Origin of the sequence: Streptomyces sp. NPDC015130 (assembly GCF_043080005.1) — a bacterium.
Classification (GTDB): domain Bacteria; phylum Actinomycetota; class Actinomycetes; order Streptomycetales; family Streptomycetaceae; genus Streptomyces.
Window position 1 is genome coordinate 535,974 of sequence record NZ_JBIBVC010000002.1, and the last position, 15,628, is coordinate 551,601.

A 15,628-nucleotide genomic window follows, 5' to 3' on the forward strand; every position below is an offset into this window, starting at 1 on the left:
TCACCCGGCGCGCTTGGCCTCCTTCGGGAGCCAGACCAGCATCAGGACCGAGGCCGCCACCAGGATCCCGGCCGAGACGCGGAAGGCCAGGGCGTATCCCGGGACCAGGTACGAGGAGTCCGGGGTGCCGAACACGGAGTAGTCGGAGAACGAGAGGGGGGCCGGCAGGCCGCCAGAGGCCGCGATCGTGGAGAGGACCGAGAGTCCGAGGGCGCCGCCCATCGTGCGGGAGGTGTTGACGAGGCCGGAGACGAGGCCCGCGTCGCCCGGCTCCGCGTGGGAGGTGGCGAGCGTGGCCAGCGGGGTGGTGGCCAGGCCGAGGCCCACCATCATCACGACGCCGGGACCGAGGATCGTCCCGAGGAAGGTGCCGTCGGCCGTCAGCGTCGACTGCCAGGCGAAGCCGGCCGCCCCGATGAGCGCGCCCGCCACGGCGACGTTCCGGGCACCGAGCGCCGGCATCAGGCGCGGGGCCAGCTTGGAGCCCAGGATGACGCTGAGGGAGCTGGGGACGAGCGCGAGGCCGGCCTGGATCGGGGTGTAGCCGAGCACGTTCTGCGCGTACACCGTCATGAAGTACCACATGCCGAAGGAGCTCGAACCGCACAGCAGGATCGCCACGTTGGCCGCCGACACGGCCCGGTTGCGGAAGATCTTCAGCGGCATCAGCGGGGCCGCCGTGCGCGCCTCGACGGCGACGAAGACGCCGAGGAGGGCGAGCCCGCCGAGGAGCGTCAGGAGCGTGGCCGGGTCGCTCCAGCCCGCCTCCTCCGTCTGGACGATGCCGTACGCGAGGGTGGCGAGCCCGCCGGTGACGAGCACGGCGCCCGGGAGGTCGAGGTGGCGGCCGCCGGTGCCGGTGGGGCCCTCGCGGAGCCAGAGCAGGGCGGCGGCGAGGACGAGGACGCCGATGGGGACGTTGATGAGGAGGACCCAGCGCCAGGAGAGCAGGTCGACGAGGAGACCGCCGACGAAGCCGCCCGCGGCGCCGCCCGCCGCGCCGACCGCCGTCCAGGTCCCGATGGCCCGGGTCCTGGCGGGCCCGGCCGCGACGGCGCCGGTGACGAGGGTCAGCGTGGCGGGCGACAGGAGCGCCGCGCCGAGGCCCTGCACGGCGCGGGCGCCGATCAGGTACTGGCCTTCCGGGGCGATGCCGCCGACGACGGACGCGCCGGTGAAGAGCCCGAGCCCGAGCAGGAACATCGCCTTCCGCCCGAAGACGTCCGCGGCCCGGCCGCCGAGCAGCATGAAGCCGGCGAAGGCGATCGAGTAGGCGCTGACGACCCATTGCAGACCGAGCGCGGTGAGGCCGAGGTCGGTCCGCATGGACGGCAGCGCGACGTTCACGACGGAGACGTCGAGGACGACGAGGAACTGGGCGGCGCACGCGGTCAGGACGACCAGCCACGGGCGGGGCGTACCGGGGGAGGGGGGCGTGGCGGTGTCGCTCGTGGCGGAGTCGGTCTGCGGCATGGACGTCATGGTCGCAGACCGGTCGGGACCCGTACATGGGGATTCCGCCCTACGACCTCCGCAGCAGCGTCACCCCTCCTCCGCCGCGACGCCGCCCTCCCCCGGGCCCGTTCTACGCCTTCCGCAGCAGCGTCACCACCGCCGCCCCGCCCAGGCCGATGTTGTGCGCGAGCCCGACCCGCGCCCCGGTGACCTGTCGTGCCCCCGCCTCGCCGCGCAGCTGCCACACCAGCTCGGCGGCCTGCGCGAGACCGGTCGCACCCAGCGGGTGGCCCTTGGAGATGAGCCCTCCGGAGGGGTTCACGACCCAGCGTCCGCCGTAGGTGGTGGCACCGGACTCGACGAGCTTGCCGGAGGCGCCCTCCTCGCACATGCCGAGCGCCTCGTAGGTGAGCAGCTCGTTGACGGAGAAGCAGTCGTGCAGCTCGATGACGTCGACGTCCTCGATGCCGAGCCCGGAGCGCTCGTACACCTGGCGGGCGGCGGCCCGGGACATCGGGCGGCCGACGGCGTCGATGCAGGAGCCGGAGGCGAAGGACTCCCCGGTGTCGGTGGTCATCGCCTGGGCCGCGATCTCCACCGCCCGCCCGCGCAGCCCGTGCTCCTCGACGAACCGCTCGGAGACGACGACGGCCGCCGCCGCGCCGTCGGAGGTGGGCGAGCACTGGAGCTTGGTGAGGGGCCGGTGGACGCTTCTGGCGGCGAGGATCTCGTCCACCGAATAGACGTCCTGGAACTGGGCGTTGGGGTTGTTCGCCGAGTGCTGGTGGTTCTTGGCGCCGACGGCCGCGAGCTGCACCTCGGTCGTCCCGTACCGCTCCATGTGCTCGCGGGCCGCGTTGCCGAAGATCTGCGCGGTGGGCGGGGACATCTCGAAGCCGTGGGCGGCGGCCATGATGCCGTAGTGCCGGGCGACCGGCGAGGTCTTGAAGTCGTTCTCGCCGGCCGATCCGCCGCCGCCGAGCGATCCCCGGGCCATCTTCTCGAAGCCGAGGGCGAGGACGCAGTCGGCGATGCCGCCCTCGACGAACTGCCGGGCGGTCATGAGGGCGGTGGAGCCGGTCGCGCAGTTGTTGTTGAGGTTGTAGACGGGGATGCCGGTCAGCCCCAGCTCGTACACGGCCCGCTGGCCGGCGGTGGAGGCCTGGAAGCAGTAGCCGACGGCCGCCTGTTCCACGGTCTCGTACGGGATTCCCGCGTCGGCGAGGGCGGCGGTGCCGGCCTCCTTCGCCATGTCCCAGTACTGCCAGTCCCGGGTCTCCGGCTTCTCGAACTTCGTCATCCCGACGCCGACGACGTACGCCTTGGTGGTCATCGCGGGTCCCCCTCAGTCTCTCGGCAGGCCGAGCAGGCGCTCGGCGACGACATTGAGCTGTACCTGTGTGGTGCCGCCCGCGATGGTGAGGCAGCGGGACATGAGCATTCCGTGCAGCGCCCGTTCGCCGGGGCCCTCGCGCAACGCGCCCTCGGGTCCGAGGAGTTCGAGGGTGAGTTCGGCGACCTTCTGCTGGTGGAGGGTCTGGACGAGCTTGCGGACGCTGGCGCCCGCGCCCGGTTCGAGGCCGGAGACCTGGAGCAGGGTGGTGCGCAGGCCGATGCAGGCGAGGGCGTGCGCCTCGGCGACGAGGCCGCCGATCCGGGCGCGGACGGAGCTGTCGTGGCGCCCGGCCCGCTCGATGAGGGCTTCGAGGCCGGTGTCGAAGGCGACCTGGTCGGCCATGTGGACGCGTTCGTTGCCGAGGGTGTTGCGGGCGACCCGCCAGCCGTCGTTCACCTCGCCGACGACGGCGTCGGCGGGGAGGACCGCGCCGTCGAACCAGACCTCGTTGAAGAGGGAGTCCCCGGTGATCTCCTTGAGCGGCCGGATGTCGATGCCGGGGGTGTTCCGCATGTCGACGAGGAAGTAGGTCAGCCCCTGGTGCTTGGGGGCGGCGGGGTCGGTGCGGGCGAGCAGGATGCCGTGGTGGGCCCACTGGGCGGCGCTCGTCCACACCTTCTGCCCGGTGATCCGCCAGCCGCCGTCCTCGGTGCGCTCGGCACGGGTGCGGAGGGAGGCGAGGTCGGAGCCGGCTCCGGGTTCGGAGAAGAGCTGGCACCAGAGCCGTTCGCCGCGCAGGGTCGGGCCGAGGTGCGTCTCCTGCTGCTCGGGGGTGCCGTGGGTGAGGAGCGAGGGGACGACCCACGCGCCGATCCCGAGCCCGGGGAGGGTGATCCCGGCCGCCTCCAGCTCCCGTTGCACGGCGAGCTGGCGGAGCGGGTCCGCGCCGAGTCCGTACGGCTCCGGGAGGTGCGGGGCCGCGTAGCCGGTGGGGGCGAGGGCGCGCCGGGCGTCGGCGGGGGCGAGCCCGACGGCGGGGGCGAGGGCCTCGCGGGCCGCCCGGCGGTACGCGTCGGCCTCGGGCGGCAGGTCGAGGCGGAGGCCGCGCCGGACGCCGTCGGAGGCGTGCCGCAGGGCGGTGAGGCGGTGGTGGTCGCCGGTGCCGAGGAGCTGGCGGGCGACGACGGCGCGGCGGAGCAGGAGGTGGGCGTCGTGCTCCCAGGTGAAGCCGATGCCGCCGAGGATCTGGATGCAGTCCTTGGCGCAGGTGTAGGCGGCGTCGAGGGCGGTGGCGGCGGCGAGCGCGGCGGTGAGGGAACGGACCTCGGCCTCGTCGTCTCCGGCGCGGGCGGCGTCCCAGGTCAGGGCGCGGGCCTGTTCGAGCCGGACGAGCATGTCGGCGCAGAGGTGTTTGACGCCCTGGAACTGTCCGATGGGCCGCCCGAACTGTTCGCGGGTTCGGGCGTGTTCGGCGGCGGTCTCGACGGCGCGGGCGGCGGTGCCGCAGGCGTCGGCGGCGAGGAGGACGGCGGCGAGGTCGTGGACGAGGGCGGTGTCGAGGGCGAGTTCGCACGCGGCGGGCACGTGCGCGGCGCGGGCGGTGATCTCGCCGGTGGGCCGGGTCGGGTCGGCGCTCTCGTGGGCCCGGACGGTGAGGCCCTGGGTGTCCGTGACGTCGACGGCGAGCCAGACGGAGCCGTCGGCGGTGGCGGCCCGGAGGACCAGGAGCCCGGCCTGGGCGCCGCCGAGGACGGGGGGCGGGGAGCCGTCGAGGAGCCATCCGCTCGCGGTACGGACGGCGGTGAGGCCGCCCGTACCGCCGAGGGCGACGGCCGCGATCCGCTCCCCGGCGGCGACCGAGGCGGCCGGGGCGCCCTGTCCGGCGCGGTGGAGGACCTCGGCGGCGAGGACGGAGGGCAGGTACGGCCCGGGCAGCAGGGCCCGGGCGGTCTCCTCCACGACGACGGCGAGGTCTCCGAGACCGCCGCCCCCGCCGCCGTGCTCCTCGGGGAGGTGGAGCCCCAGGAGCCCCTGCCCGACGGCGGCGTCCCAGTAGGCGGGCCGTCCGGCGGAGGCGCCGGGGACGTCCAGGTGTTTGCGGACCTCTTCGGGAGGTACGGCGCGGGTGAGCCAGCCGCGGACGGATCGGGCGAGCTCCCGCTGTTCGTGCGTGATGGCGATGCCCATGCGCCGCAGACTAGAACACGTTCCATTCTGACGGAAGGTCAGATACGGATCGGAATGCGGGAGGGCGTCCGCCGGGACGAACTCAGCCGATCTTGATGAGCTCCACGTCGAAGACGAGCGTGGCACCGGGCGGGATGACACCGGGGACGCCACGGTCGCCGTAGCCGTAGTCGGAGGTGATCGTCAGCTTGGCGCGCTCGCCCACCGACATCTGGGGGACGCCCTCGTCCCAGCCCTTGATGAGCCGGCCGACGCCGATCTGGCTGACGAACGGCTCGCCCCTGTCGCGGGAGGAGTCGAACTTCGTCCCGTCCTCCAGCGTGCCCGTGTAGTGCATCGTCACCACGTCGCCGGGCTTGGGGAAGTTCTGGCCGTCACCGGCCTCGATGACGTCTCGCGTGACTCCCATGGGTTCCTCTTCTCTCTGTGTGTGCGGGTGCAGCGCTGGCGACAATACGTACCCGCGGGGATTCCTGCTGCGATGCGCGCCGCCGGGGCTACTTCTCCCAGGCGGCGGCACCGCGCAGGAGGTGATGGTCGGAGAGCGACGACCCCGCCGTGCAGGGCAGGGCGTCCCCCTGCACGGTCTTGAACCAGTCGTAGCTCAGGAAGACGTAGTCGATCTTGGCGTCCGAGGGCGTGCCAGCCGAGCAGACCGTGGTGGCGGTGTCCTCACCGCTGCGGCAGCGGACGGCCGTCCCGGAGCAGTCGGGGTTCTTGGTGAACTGCGACGCGTCGTTCTCGTCGACCTCCTGGAACAGGCCGGTCGACCCCGTGCCGTGGTTGTAGAGGGTGTCCATGTCCTGGTGCTCGGGCACCTGGTTGAAGTCCCCCGCGAGGACGACGGGCTCGCCGTCCACCCGGCCGGCCTCGACGAGCTGGGCCACCTTGGGGACCTGGACAGCCGTGGTCGCGTCGTGGGGATCGATGTGGGTGTTGCAGGCGCGGGCCGTCCGGCCGTCCAGCGCGGTCCGGGCGCACAGGAGGATGCGGTCCTCCGTCGGGAGACCCTCCACCTCGGGCAGGAACGTCACGGTGCGGGTGTTGGGGACCACCGAGCCCGCGCCCTTCGAGAAGATCGCGAGCCCGAAGCGGTGGTCGTCCTTGTCCCACTGGGCACATGCGGAGGCGGAGGGCAGCGCCGCGCCCCACACCGTGTCGTAGGAGGCCTTTCCGGCGCGCTGCGCCGGGGCCAGGGCGTCACGTATCAGCTTCCACTGGCCGTAGCAGAGCTCCTGGAGCATGACCAGGTCGGAGTCCCAGCCGTCGACCTCGGCGACGAGCCCGGACACCCACGCGGCCCTGGTGGCGTCCTTCTGGGCTTCCGTCGCGTTCTGCGGGAAGGGGAGGGGGCACTTCGCCCCGCACACGTTGTACGAGATGAACCGCACGGGCTTCGCGGTCTCCGGCGTGACCTCGTCCGCCCGGGCGGTCCCGGTCCCGGCGGCGAGCAGCAGGACCGTCGAGAAGAGCGCGGCGAGGAGCGCTCTGAACGACGCGCGCATGGGCACGTCCTTTCATGATCGGTAACAGACGGCGCATCCTCGCACGCCCGTCCGCGCCCGGGGCGTTGTCAGTGAGGCCTGTCACGATGCCCACAGATCGCGAAGGATCACGAGCAGAAGGAACGAACACACCATGGGCACCTGGGACATCGGTCCGTTCGACAACGACACCGCCGCCGACTTCTCGTACAGCGTGGACGAGGCCCCGGCGGACAAGCGCGCGGAGGTGCTGCGCGCGGCCTTCCAGGAGGTGGCCGCGACCCGCGACGACGCCTTCCTGGACTCGTACTTCGCGGAGAAGGCCGTCGCCTCGGCCGCCCTGCTCGCCGCGCAGTGCCCCGGCGGCGACCCTGTCACGACCTCGTACGCCCCGAAGCAGCCCCTGCCCGAACTCCCGACGGACCTCCGCCCCCTGGCCGTGGCCGCCCTCGACCGCGTACTCGGCCCGGAATCGGAGCTCCTGGAGCTGTGGGAGGAGTCGGACGGCGAGGAGTGGAAGGCGGGGATACGGAAGCTGCGCGGGGTCCTCGCGGGGGCGTGAAGACCCGCCGGGGTTCTCCCGGCGGGGCTTCGGTTTCATCGAGCCGCCCGGTGGATCAGGGACGCCGGCCCTTCACGTACAAAGCACCTCCGTGCGTGTGCGGATCCGCTTCCTCCACCTGGAATCCGGCCGAGGCGAGAATCCCGGTCATGGCGTCCCGCATGAACGCGTGGACGTTCCGGTGGTGGCGCACGACGGCAGGCGGATCCGCGTAGTCGATGCCCTTCGCGAAGAGTTCGAGGGCGGGAATCCGCAGCTCCGCGTCCGTCTCCCAGTCCACGTACACCCCGCCGTCGGCGAGGGGATCCACGTGAACCTCTGCGCCCGGCCTGAACTGTGGTCCGCCGTCGAGGTCGCCCCTGCGAGCGGGCAGGCCGGCCCGGGTCAGCTCGCGGCAGACCCCGTCGGCCAGGTCGTTCCACCCGGCGATGACTTCGGGTGCCGCCTGAGGGGGCAGATCGAACTCGGGGTCACTCATGCGCTTCTCCTTCGTCGGCGTGGCCGGCCTTCCCCGTGGCGGTGCTGTCCCCCCGACCGCAGATGACGTAGGCGCGTCACGACGGGATGGTCGGCCCCGGACGCGCACAGCGCTACCCAACCCCGAGTAGACATCCCTGGGCACGAGTTGATAGCGAAGTCCGTCAAGCGGAACGGGAGTCCGCTCTCCGGAGAGCTCGCCTCGCGGCGCGTGTCCGCAGGGCCAGGACGATGCTCGTGGCGGTGGCGCCGACGGCAGTGATTGCGAGGACGAGGAGCCCGGGGTTGACCCACGGCGGGACGATCTCCTCGCCGTGGCACACCAGGCTCACCGGCAGCGCGCTGCTGGAGTCGGGGACGACCATCGCCCCCGCGTTGAACCAGCACGCGTCCTCGGGCTGGAGGAACGGCAGGTACGACAGCCCGTACACGTGCAGCGCGCCACCGGCGAGGTAGGCGAGCGCGGCGAGGTACGCGGCCTTCCTGGCGGGTGTGCGGCGGGCGCGGGGCAGCCGGGGCTCGGGCAGCGCGTTGCCCCGCCGGGCCCGGACCAGCCCGACGTAGGTGATCCCCGCCCAGGCCGGCAGGCCGATGGCGAGGATCATCGTCCCTAAGAGGGTCGTCACGGTCAGCGCCCGCCGATCCGCCCCTCGGCCACGGCCACCACGAAGGCCGTGAAGGCGGCGGGGCGGGCGAGGAAGGCGGGACCTTGGGGGTTCTTGGAGTCGCGGACGGCGATGTGGGCGGTGAGATCGGCTACTTCGATGCACTCGCCGCCGTTGGGGCCGCTGTAGGAGGACTTGCGCCAGGCGGCGGTGCCGAGGGGGGCGCACTCGATGCAGTTTCCCCCGGTGTCGCCGCTGTAGGGCGACTTACGCCAGTGCGCGCCCGTCAGGTTCTGGTTGGTCCCCATACTGCTCCTCCATGGCGCGAGCGATCCGGTCGGCCGAGTCCTCCACCGAGAGAGCCGCAGCCTGCAAGTGATCGTAACGGAGTGACCCTTCCCTGAACGCAGCCGAATCGGCGGTCATATGCCCCTGGACGAAGTCCTCCGTGTAGACGAGATCAGGGTCGTCCTCGAAGCGCAACAGGTTGAAGGAGCCCATCGATCCCGCATGCGCGCCAGCCTCGAACGGCAGGATCTGGATCTTCACCCACTCCCGCTCCTGCATGTCCAACAGGTGCCGGAGTTGGTTACGCATGACCTCCCGGCCCCCGATTTCCTGACGCAACACCGCCTCGCTCAAGACGACCCACACCAGCGGCGGCACCTCTCGCTCCAGTACCCGCTGACGCTGACCTCTATCCCCCGGCACTTGCCACCAGCTACCGCATGGGTTTCACCGTCGGTGAGCACTCCGCCGGTCACATGCGCCGCATCCTGCGCATCCACCTCACGCGGTGGGAGCTCGACCGGCTGGCCGACGCCGCCGGGCTCGCGCTCACCGAGCTCGTCGCGAACGTCGTGCGGCACGTGCCGGGGCCGCTGGACGAGGCCCGGCGGGGGCTCGCGCTGGTGGAGGCGGTGACGGACCGCTGGGGGGTCGACGGGACGGCCGCCGGGAAGACGGTGTGGTTCGAGTGCGACGCGGAGGGCGCGCCGGGGGTCGCGTAGGGCACGATAGGCGCCCGTAACCCGCGTACTCGCCAGTAGGAGCCCATCATGTCCGTGCCCGCGCCCGAGATCCTTGCCGCCTTCGAGGCCGCGAAGGGCTTCATGCCCGTCGGGGAGGGCCTCGCGCTGTACGAGGCGGCCGCCGGGGCCGCGAAGCTCGGGCTGCCGCTGCTGGAGGTCGGGACGTACTGCGGGCGGTCGACGATCCTCCTCGCGGACGTGGCGCGGCAGGCGGGGACGGTCGCGGTGACCGTGGACCACCACCGGGGCAGCGAGGAGCAGCAGCCGGGGTGGGAGTACCACGACCCGACCGTGGTCGACCCGGAGGTGGGGCTGATGGACACCCTGCCGACCTTCCGGCGGACGCTCCACAAGGCGGGTCTGGAGGAGCACGTGATCGCGGTCGTCGGCCGGTCGCCGCTGGTCGCGAAGGCGTGGGGCGGTCAGCTCGGGCTGGTCTTCATCGACGGCGGGCACACCGACGAGCACGCGACGAACGACTACGAGGGCTGGGCCCCCAAGGTCGCCCCCGGGGGCCTGCTCGTCATCCACGACGTCTTCCCGAATCCGGAGGACGGCGGCCAGGCGCCGTACCGGATCTACCTCCGCGCCCTGGAGTCGGGCGACTTCGACGAGGTGTCGGTCACCGACTCGCTGCGGGTCCTGCGCCGCCGGGGCTGAGGGGCCCCGGCGACATCAGTAGCCCGAGGTCACGTACAGGCAGTTGGTGTAGCTGTAACCCGGTTCGATCTTGACCTTGCTGGTCTTGGTGTCGCTGTACGAGGAACCGGTGCCCGCCCGCTTCTGGAGGAAGTGGTAGTCACCGGCGGGCAGCAGCAGGGTCGCCTTCGGGTACTTCGAGGCGGGGCCCTGGCAGGCCTTGACCTTCTTGCCCTGGGAGAAGATCGGGCCGGGGTACTTGGTGCAGGTCGCGCAGGTCTTGAGCGTGACCTTGCCGGTCGTCGGTCCGGTGTAGAGCAGGTCCACCGCGCCCGGGCCGTCGTTGCTCACGACCAGGATCATGCGCGAGCCGCCGGGGGCCTCCGCGGGCGGCAGGCTCTTGCCGGCGGCGGGCTCCTCGTCGGCGATCTCGGCGGCGATGGCGATGGAGCGGGCGTGCGCGGCCTGCGGGCTGTCCGGGTAGGCCGTCGCGTACTCGGTCATGGTCTTGGCCGCGTCCTCGTACTCCTTGTCCTTGAACTGGTCGGTCCCGCAGGCGAAGTCGCCGCGCCGGAGGCCCTCGACGGCCTCGCGCGTGACGCCGTCGAGCGAGGCGTCCGTCATGTCCCTGAGGGTCGTCCTGAGCGTGCGCAGCTCGGCCGTGGTCTCGCAGGGCTCGGGGACGGTGTCGAGCACGCTCGTGCGCTTCTTGACCGCCTCCCGGACCGCGGGCTCGACGCGGGTGGCGTGGGACGACTTCGGGAAGGTGCCGAGGAGCTCGTTGAGGCTCTCGGCGGCCGTCGGCTTGGCGGTCGCGACGGCGAGCGCGGCCGTCCCGCACTCGTAGAGGGAGTGGGCCAGCGGCTCGTCGGCCTTGGCGGGCCGGGAGCCCAGGAGGCCCTTGTCGAAGGAGTCGGCGAGCCCGCGCAGGTGCTTGAGCGGGGTGATCGCCTCGCAGTACGTCTTCTTCTCGTACGGTCCGGAGACCGTCTCGTAGTACGCGTCGAGCCGCGCCGGGACCAGCTTGCCGGCCCTGGAGCCCGCGTGCTTCGTGCCGAGGTCCTCGTACACGTCCAGCGCCTTGGTGAGGAGCGGCTGGGCCTTGTCGAAGGGCAGGCCCTCCGTCGACTTCACCTCGGCGTCGGCGGCGGCGAGCCGGTCGAGCAGCGCCTGCTCGCGCGCCTCGTCGCGGGCCGCCCCGTAGGCGAGCGAGCCGCCCGCGGGGACGGCGAGCAGCACGACGGCGAGCGGGAGGGCCAGGCGCCGGAAGGAGGCGCCGATCCGGAGGGTCGCGCGCAGTCCGCGCCGGGCGCCGTCGGCGGCGACGGCCAGCAGGAAGACGCCGTAGCCGATGAGGAGGCCGGCGGGCACGCCGTCGACGTCGGCGGGAAGCGCCAGGACGAGGAGGGCCACGGTGGCGGCCCAGCAGAGGGCGGCGCCGATCCAGTGGCGCAGGAGGACGTAGCCGAGGCCCAGGCAGGAGAGGTTGAGCAGGCCGATCAGGGCGGCCTGCGCCGGGTTCGCCTCACCGCGCGGCCCCTGGCCGGGCGGCGGGCCGTACCCCGGCGGGGCGGCGGGCGGTGGCGGCAGGGTCCCCGCACCGGCCCAGCCGGGCGCGGTCGCGGGCGCGGACCCGGGCGCTCCGTACCCCTGCCCGGCACCGGCCGCGGGCGGCGGGCCGAAGCCGGGAGGCGGGGCCGAGGCTCCGTGGGCTCCCGGGGCTCCGTGGCCTCCCGGTGCTCCCGGGAATCCGTGGGCTCCCGGGCCGGAGGCGCTCGCGGGACCCTGCGCCGGACCACCGGGCGGCGGGCCGCCGGGCGGGGCCTCCCAGGGCGCCGGAGCCCCAAAGCCCCCGCCCGTACCACCCGCGGCACCCGTACCACCGGCGCCACCGCCCTGCGGCGGTCTGTTTAACGATCCGTCTCCCGCTCCCGGCACCCGGTCGGACGGCTCGGGACGTGCGTCGTTCGGTTCTTCCCCCACCACGGTTCCCCCTCGTGGGTCCAATGCGCGGTGACACCCCACCGCAACTCCTTCCACCTACCCTTCACGGTCCACGCACACGCGTCCACGGTTCCGCGAAGCCGGTGACCAAGCTGCGACCTACCCGCTACCGGCGTCCGCCCCTCGCAGGGCCTAAAGTCGCGGGGTGCCGTACGACCACCGGAAGACCGCCCCCCGTACCCTCGCCCTCGCGCTGGCCCTCGCGGGCTGCTGCGCCGCGCTCGCCGGCTGCGGAGCCTCCCAGGCGTCCGAGGACTCCACCGCGTCCGGGAAGGGCGGGACGCCGACCCCGCCCCCCGCCGTCGACGCCACACCCACCGCACCGGGCGCGCCCGACGCCTCCACCACGACGCCCACGGCGCCCACGGCGTCCACGACCGCCGTCCCCTCCTCCCCCTCCGGGGCGCAGGGGTCCCGCTCGCTCGCCGGACGGACCGTGGTCGTCGACCCCGGCCACAACCCCGGGAACTTCAAGCACCCGCGGGAGATCAACGCGAAGGTGGACATCGGCACGGCCCGCAAGGAGTGCGACACCACCGGCACGTCCACGAACGGCACGGCCGCGCAGGCCGCGTACACGGAGGCAGCCTTCACCCTGGACGTCTCCCACCGGGTGCGGGACCTCCTCACCGCGCGCGGCGCGAAGGTCGTGTTCACCCACGACGCCAACCGCCCCTGGGGCCCCTGCATCGACGAGCGGGCCGCGATCGGCAACGCGGCCCGCGCCGACGCGGTCGTCTCCGTCCACGCGGACGGCTCGGCCGTCGGCAACCGCGGCTTCCATGTGATCCTTCCCGCACGGGTGAGCGCCGGAGCGGCGGACACCGGTCCGATCGTCGGACCGTCCCGTGAGCTCGGGGAGGCCGTCGCCGACCGGTTCGCCCGCGCGACCGGCACGAAGCCCGCCAACTATCTCGGCGGAGGTACGGGGTTGGACGTCCGCAAGGACCTCGGCGGCCTGAATCTCTCAACCGTGCCCAAGGTGTTCGTCGAATGCGGCAATATGCGTGATCCGAAGGATGCGGCGCTGCTGACGTCGGCGGCATGGCGGCAGAAGGCCGCCCAGGGAATCGCGGACGGCATCGCCACCTACCTCAACGGGTAGAACCGGCGAGCGATAGATTCGCTCCGTAACATGGGGCCGCCCCCGTGCCACGACCTTGAGCGCCACTCCGACGCGACGACGACGCGACGACGACCCGACGAAGGACTCTTACGTGAATATCCGCTCCCTCACCCGAGGCGATGGCGTGCTGATCGGTGCAGCGGTGGTGCTGCTCATCGCCTCGTTCCTGGGTGTCGCAGGCTGCGACGGGCCCGACGCGCTCTGCGAGCAGTACGAGACCCCGAACTCGTGGGAGGTGTCCTACCTCGGCTGGGGTGCCTTCTTCCTCGGCATCGCCGGCGCCGCCCTGGTCGTCGCCTCCCGCGCCCTGCCGCAGCAGCGCAAGGTGGCCGGTCTGGAGCTGGGCCAGGTCGGCGCCGCCTTCACCATCGCCTCCGCGTGGAACCTGCTCATGTGGATCTTCGAGGCGAACAACGCCGGCGCGGGCCTCATCCTCGGCCTGATCGCCTCGCTCGTGCTCGCCGGTGCCGCCGTCGCCGGTCCGCTGGTGCCCGCGCTGAAGGCCCCGCTCGTGGGCGCGCCGAGCCCGCAGACCCCGCAGCCGTACGGCATGCAGCCCGGCCAGCCGGGTCAGCCGGGCGTCCCCGGCGGCTACGGCTACCCGGGTGCGCAGCAGCAGTTCGGTGCCGGTGGCCCGCAGGACCCGTCGCACGGCGCGGGTCAGCCGTTCGGCGCGCAGGGCGCCCCGCAGCCGCACGCTCCTCAGCCGCACGCCCCGCAGCAGCCCGAGCCGCAGGCGGCCCCGGCTCCGCAGGCGCAGCCGGCCGGGGACTTCGCGCCGTTCTGGTTCGCGGTCCCGGTCGCCCGTCAGCTGTACGCGGAGGACGGCTCGCAGGCGCCGATCGCCGAGCTGGCGCCCGGCACCTGGTACCTGGCGGTCGAGCAGCGCGGCCAGGCCCTGGTGGCGCAGACGCAGGACGGCCGCCGCGGCGTCCTCCAGGACACCACGGGCATCCAGCGCGGCTGACCCCGCACGTCTCGCCCGACGGCCCCTCGCCCGGAATCCCTTCCGGACGGGGGGCCGTTGGCGTACAGTCCCCGAGCACCGTTACCTGACGTATCGTCAGAAAGGCTCCGTGCCATGCGTCTCGGACTCGCCCTCGGCTACTGGGGCCGCGGCCCCTCCCCCGCCCACCTGGACCTGGCCCGCGAGGCGGAGCGGCTCGGGTACGACTCCGTGTGGACGGCGGAGGCCTGGGGCTCCGACGCGTTCACCGCGCTGACCTGGATCGCCGCGCACACCTCGCGCATCCGGCTCGGGACCGCCGTCGCGCAGATGGCCGCCCGCACGCCGACCGCGACCGCGATGCACGCGCTCACGCTGGACCACCTCTCCGGCGGGCGGATGATGCTCGGGCTCGGGCTGTCCGGGCCGCAGGTCGTCGAGGGCTGGTACGGCCGCCCCTTCCCCCGCTCCCCGCTGACCGCCACCCGCGAGTACGTGGACGTGATCCGCCAGGTCCTGCGCCGCGAGGGTCCCGTCACGCTCGACGGGCGCTTCCACCCGCACCCGTACGTCGGCGAGGACGGCACCGGGCTCGGCAAGGCCCTCAGGCCGATCACGCACCCCCTGCGGGCCGACCTCCCGATCCTCCTGGGCGCCGAGGGCCCGCGGAACATCGCGCAGACCCTCACCATCGCCGACGGCTGGCTGCCGCTCTACTGGTCCCCGGACCGCTGGGCCGAGGTGTACGCGCTGCCGGAGACGCTCCCCGAGGGCTTCACCGTCGCCCCGATGGTCCGCGCACAGCTCTGCGAGGACGTGTCCGCCGGGCTGCTGCCCGTCAAGGCGATGCTCGGCTTCTACATCGGCGGCATGGGGCACGCCGCCCGCAACTTCCACGCCGACCTCATGGGGCGGATGGGGTACGGGAAGGAGGCCGCCCGCATCCAGGAGCTGTTCGCGGAGGGGCGGCGCGAGGAGGCGGTGCTGGCCGTCCCGGACGCATTCGCCGACGAGATCTCGCTCGTCGGCCCCAGGGAGCGGATCGCCGAGCGCCTGGACGCATGGCGGCGGGGCCCGGTGACGGACCTGCTGGTCACCTCACCGGACCCCGCGACGCTCCGCGTACTGGCGGAGCTGAACTCCTGAGCTACCCGCCGAGTTGGGCCGTACTGGGCACCTGGTCGACCACCTCGGCGCCGGCGCTCTTGCCGGCGTCCTTGACGCTGTTGATGACGGATTCAAAGGCCCCCACGTCCGCGGCGCCCGCCTCGCCCTTCCGGAGCTTGGTCCCGAGGTCCTTGAGCGACTCGATCCCGGCCGAGAGCGGCGCGACCGCCTTCGAGAGCAGCGGGTCGCCCTTGGCGTTGTTCACGGCCGCCTTGAGCCGGTTGTAGGTGAACGCGCCCGCGAGGCCCGCCTTCACGAGGGCGAAGGTCCGCCCGTCCGCGCCCTTCGCGAACTTGCCCGCGCGGTACGGCTTCACGATCCACTGGTACGCGGCGCCCGCGGCGAGACCCGCGTTGGCCACGAACCGGGTCTTGGCCAGCTTCTGCTGCTCGAAGGTGCCGGTGGCCGTCGGCGTCGCGGCGGCGCTCGCGCTCGGCGTGTCGTCGTCGCCGCAGGCGGCGGTCGTCAGGAGCAGGGTGCAGGACAGCACCAGGGCGACGACGCCCCGCGTGAGGGGGCGGGACACGGCTCTGCGCTCGGACACGGTTCGGGGCACGGCGGGACCTCCCTGGGGGTAGCGGCGTCCGCCAGCCTCACCCCGCCCCCGAC

Annotated in this window: 16 protein-coding genes and 1 pseudogene; 6 read left to right on the plus strand and 11 right to left on the minus strand. The window is 73.1% G+C overall.

The window, feature by feature from the left end:
• From ACF08F_RS05685 to ACF08F_RS05705, 5 genes are all read right to left on the minus strand, one after another.
• The gene (locus tag ACF08F_RS05685; protein ID WP_392297205.1) at positions 1 to 1,482 is read right to left on the minus strand and encodes an MFS transporter; all 1,482 of its coding nucleotides are present in this window, start codon (positions 1,480 to 1,482) and stop codon (positions 1 to 3) included.
• A 103-nt stretch (positions 1,483 to 1,585) separates the two neighbouring features.
• Positions 1,586 to 2,788 carry a lipid-transfer protein gene (locus tag ACF08F_RS05690; protein WP_392297206.1) on the minus strand — a complete coding sequence of 401 codons (1,203 nt, stop codon included), beginning with the start codon at positions 2,786 to 2,788 and terminating at the stop codon, positions 1,586 to 1,588.
• A 12-nt stretch (positions 2,789 to 2,800) separates the two neighbouring features.
• The gene (locus ACF08F_RS05695; protein WP_392297207.1) at positions 2,801 to 4,978 is read right to left on the minus strand and encodes an acyl-CoA dehydrogenase; all 2,178 of its coding nucleotides are present in this window, start codon (positions 4,976 to 4,978) and stop codon (positions 2,801 to 2,803) included.
• Between the two features lie 82 nt (positions 4,979 to 5,060).
• Positions 5,061 to 5,387 carry an FKBP-type peptidyl-prolyl cis-trans isomerase gene (locus ACF08F_RS05700; protein WP_055643825.1) on the minus strand — a complete coding sequence of 109 codons (327 nt, stop codon included), beginning with the start codon at positions 5,385 to 5,387 and terminating at the stop codon, positions 5,061 to 5,063.
• A gap of 88 nt (positions 5,388 to 5,475) precedes the next feature.
• Positions 5,476 to 6,483: an endonuclease/exonuclease/phosphatase family protein gene (locus ACF08F_RS05705; RefSeq protein ID WP_392297208.1), complete on the minus strand. Its 1,008-nt coding sequence runs from the start codon at positions 6,481 to 6,483 to the stop codon at positions 5,476 to 5,478.
• 133 nt (positions 6,484 to 6,616) lie between these two features.
• On the opposite strand from ACF08F_RS05705, the gene ACF08F_RS05710 reads away from it, so the two are divergent.
• Positions 6,617 to 7,024, plus strand: a complete 408-nt coding sequence (locus ACF08F_RS05710) for a DUF4259 domain-containing protein (protein WP_392297209.1) — start codon at positions 6,617 to 6,619, stop codon at positions 7,022 to 7,024.
• Between the two features lie 55 nt (positions 7,025 to 7,079).
• Here the strand turns inward: ACF08F_RS05710 and ACF08F_RS05715 are convergent, their stop codons facing one another.
• The 4 genes and pseudogenes from ACF08F_RS05715 to ACF08F_RS05730 form a co-directional block, all read right to left on the minus strand.
• Positions 7,080 to 7,502: a hypothetical protein gene (locus tag ACF08F_RS05715; protein ID WP_392297210.1), complete on the minus strand. Its 423-nt coding sequence runs from the start codon at positions 7,500 to 7,502 to the stop codon at positions 7,080 to 7,082.
• 163 nt (positions 7,503 to 7,665) lie between these two features.
• A complete protein-coding gene (locus tag ACF08F_RS05720) occupies positions 7,666 to 8,127 on the minus strand; it encodes a hypothetical protein (protein ID WP_392297211.1) in 462 nt (153 codons plus the stop codon).
• Positions 8,128 to 8,129: 2 nt separating this feature from the next.
• Positions 8,130 to 8,414, minus strand: coding sequence for a DUF397 domain-containing protein (locus tag ACF08F_RS05725; protein ID WP_392297212.1), 285 nt, complete (start codon positions 8,412 to 8,414; stop codon positions 8,130 to 8,132).
• A pseudogene (locus tag ACF08F_RS05730) lies at positions 8,374 to 8,805 on the minus strand (DUF5753 domain-containing protein); the annotation flags it as partial. The pseudogene ACF08F_RS05730 and the gene ACF08F_RS05725, both read right to left, overlap by 41 nt.
• A 29-nt stretch (positions 8,806 to 8,834) precedes the next feature.
• On the opposite strand from ACF08F_RS05730, the gene ACF08F_RS05735 reads away from it, so the two are divergent.
• Both ACF08F_RS05735 and ACF08F_RS05740 read left to right on the plus strand, forming a co-directional pair.
• A complete protein-coding gene (locus ACF08F_RS05735) occupies positions 8,835 to 9,116 on the plus strand; it encodes an ATP-binding protein (RefSeq protein WP_392297213.1) in 282 nt (93 codons plus the stop codon).
• A 48-nt stretch (positions 9,117 to 9,164) separates the two neighbouring features.
• Complete coding sequence (locus ACF08F_RS05740; protein ID WP_392297214.1) at positions 9,165 to 9,797, plus strand: class I SAM-dependent methyltransferase; 633 nt, start codon at positions 9,165 to 9,167, stop codon at positions 9,795 to 9,797.
• A gap of 15 nt (positions 9,798 to 9,812) precedes the next feature.
• Here the strand turns inward: ACF08F_RS05740 and ACF08F_RS05745 are convergent, their stop codons facing one another.
• Positions 9,813 to 11,189: a hypothetical protein gene (locus ACF08F_RS05745; protein ID WP_392297215.1), complete on the minus strand. Its 1,377-nt coding sequence runs from the start codon at positions 11,187 to 11,189 to the stop codon at positions 9,813 to 9,815.
• Positions 11,190 to 11,925: 736 nt separating this feature from the next.
• On the opposite strand from ACF08F_RS05745, the gene ACF08F_RS05750 reads away from it, so the two are divergent.
• The 3 genes from ACF08F_RS05750 (at position 11,926) to ACF08F_RS05760 (ending at position 14,998) form a co-directional block, all read left to right on the plus strand.
• On the plus strand, positions 11,926 to 12,885 hold the full coding sequence (locus ACF08F_RS05750) for an N-acetylmuramoyl-L-alanine amidase (RefSeq protein ID WP_392297216.1): 960 nt from the start codon (positions 11,926 to 11,928) through the stop codon (positions 12,883 to 12,885).
• A 112-nt stretch (positions 12,886 to 12,997) separates the two neighbouring features.
• A complete protein-coding gene (locus ACF08F_RS05755; protein ID WP_392297217.1) occupies positions 12,998 to 13,873 on the plus strand; it encodes a DUF5336 domain-containing protein in 876 nt (291 codons plus the stop codon).
• Positions 13,874 to 13,987: 114 nt separating this feature from the next.
• Positions 13,988 to 14,998 carry an LLM class F420-dependent oxidoreductase gene (locus ACF08F_RS05760; protein ID WP_392297218.1) on the plus strand — a complete coding sequence of 337 codons (1,011 nt, stop codon included), beginning with the start codon at positions 13,988 to 13,990 and terminating at the stop codon, positions 14,996 to 14,998.
• Between the two features lies 1 nt (position 14,999).
• On the opposite strand, the gene ACF08F_RS05765 is transcribed toward ACF08F_RS05760, so the two are convergent.
• Complete coding sequence (locus tag ACF08F_RS05765; protein ID WP_392297219.1) at positions 15,000 to 15,575, minus strand: hypothetical protein; 576 nt, start codon at positions 15,573 to 15,575, stop codon at positions 15,000 to 15,002.
• Between the last annotated feature and the right edge of the window lie 53 nt (positions 15,576 to 15,628).

Bases quoted from the DNA above. Each gene is read 5' to 3' on its own strand.
- ACF08F_RS05710 (WP_392297209.1), top strand. From the start codon at position 6,617: ATGGGCACCTGGGACATCGGTCCGTTCGACAACGACACCGCCGCCGAC.
- ACF08F_RS05695 (WP_392297207.1), bottom strand. From the start codon at position 4,978: ATGGGCATCGCCATCACGCACGAACAGCGGGAGCTCGCCCGATCCGTC.
- ACF08F_RS05715 (WP_392297210.1), bottom strand. From the start codon at position 7,502: ATGAGTGACCCCGAGTTCGATCTGCCCCCTCAGGCGGCACCCGAAGTC.
- ACF08F_RS05740 (WP_392297214.1), top strand. From the start codon at position 9,165: ATGTCCGTGCCCGCGCCCGAGATCCTTGCCGCCTTCGAGGCCGCGAAG.
- ACF08F_RS05690 (WP_392297206.1), bottom strand. From the start codon at position 2,788: ATGACCACCAAGGCGTACGTCGTCGGCGTCGGGATGACGAAGTTCGAG.
- ACF08F_RS05735 (WP_392297213.1), top strand. From the start codon at position 8,835: ATGGGTTTCACCGTCGGTGAGCACTCCGCCGGTCACATGCGCCGCATC.
- ACF08F_RS05685 (WP_392297205.1), bottom strand. From the start codon at position 1,482: ATGACGTCCATGCCGCAGACCGACTCCGCCACGAGCGACACCGCCACG.
- ACF08F_RS05705 (WP_392297208.1), bottom strand. From the start codon at position 6,483: ATGCGCGCGTCGTTCAGAGCGCTCCTCGCCGCGCTCTTCTCGACGGTC.
- ACF08F_RS05700 (WP_055643825.1), bottom strand. From the start codon at position 5,387: ATGGGAGTCACGCGAGACGTCATCGAGGCCGGTGACGGCCAGAACTTC.
- ACF08F_RS05760 (WP_392297218.1), top strand. From the start codon at position 13,988: ATGCGTCTCGGACTCGCCCTCGGCTACTGGGGCCGCGGCCCCTCCCCC.
- ACF08F_RS05725 (WP_392297212.1), bottom strand. From the start codon at position 8,414: ATGGGGACCAACCAGAACCTGACGGGCGCGCACTGGCGTAAGTCGCCC.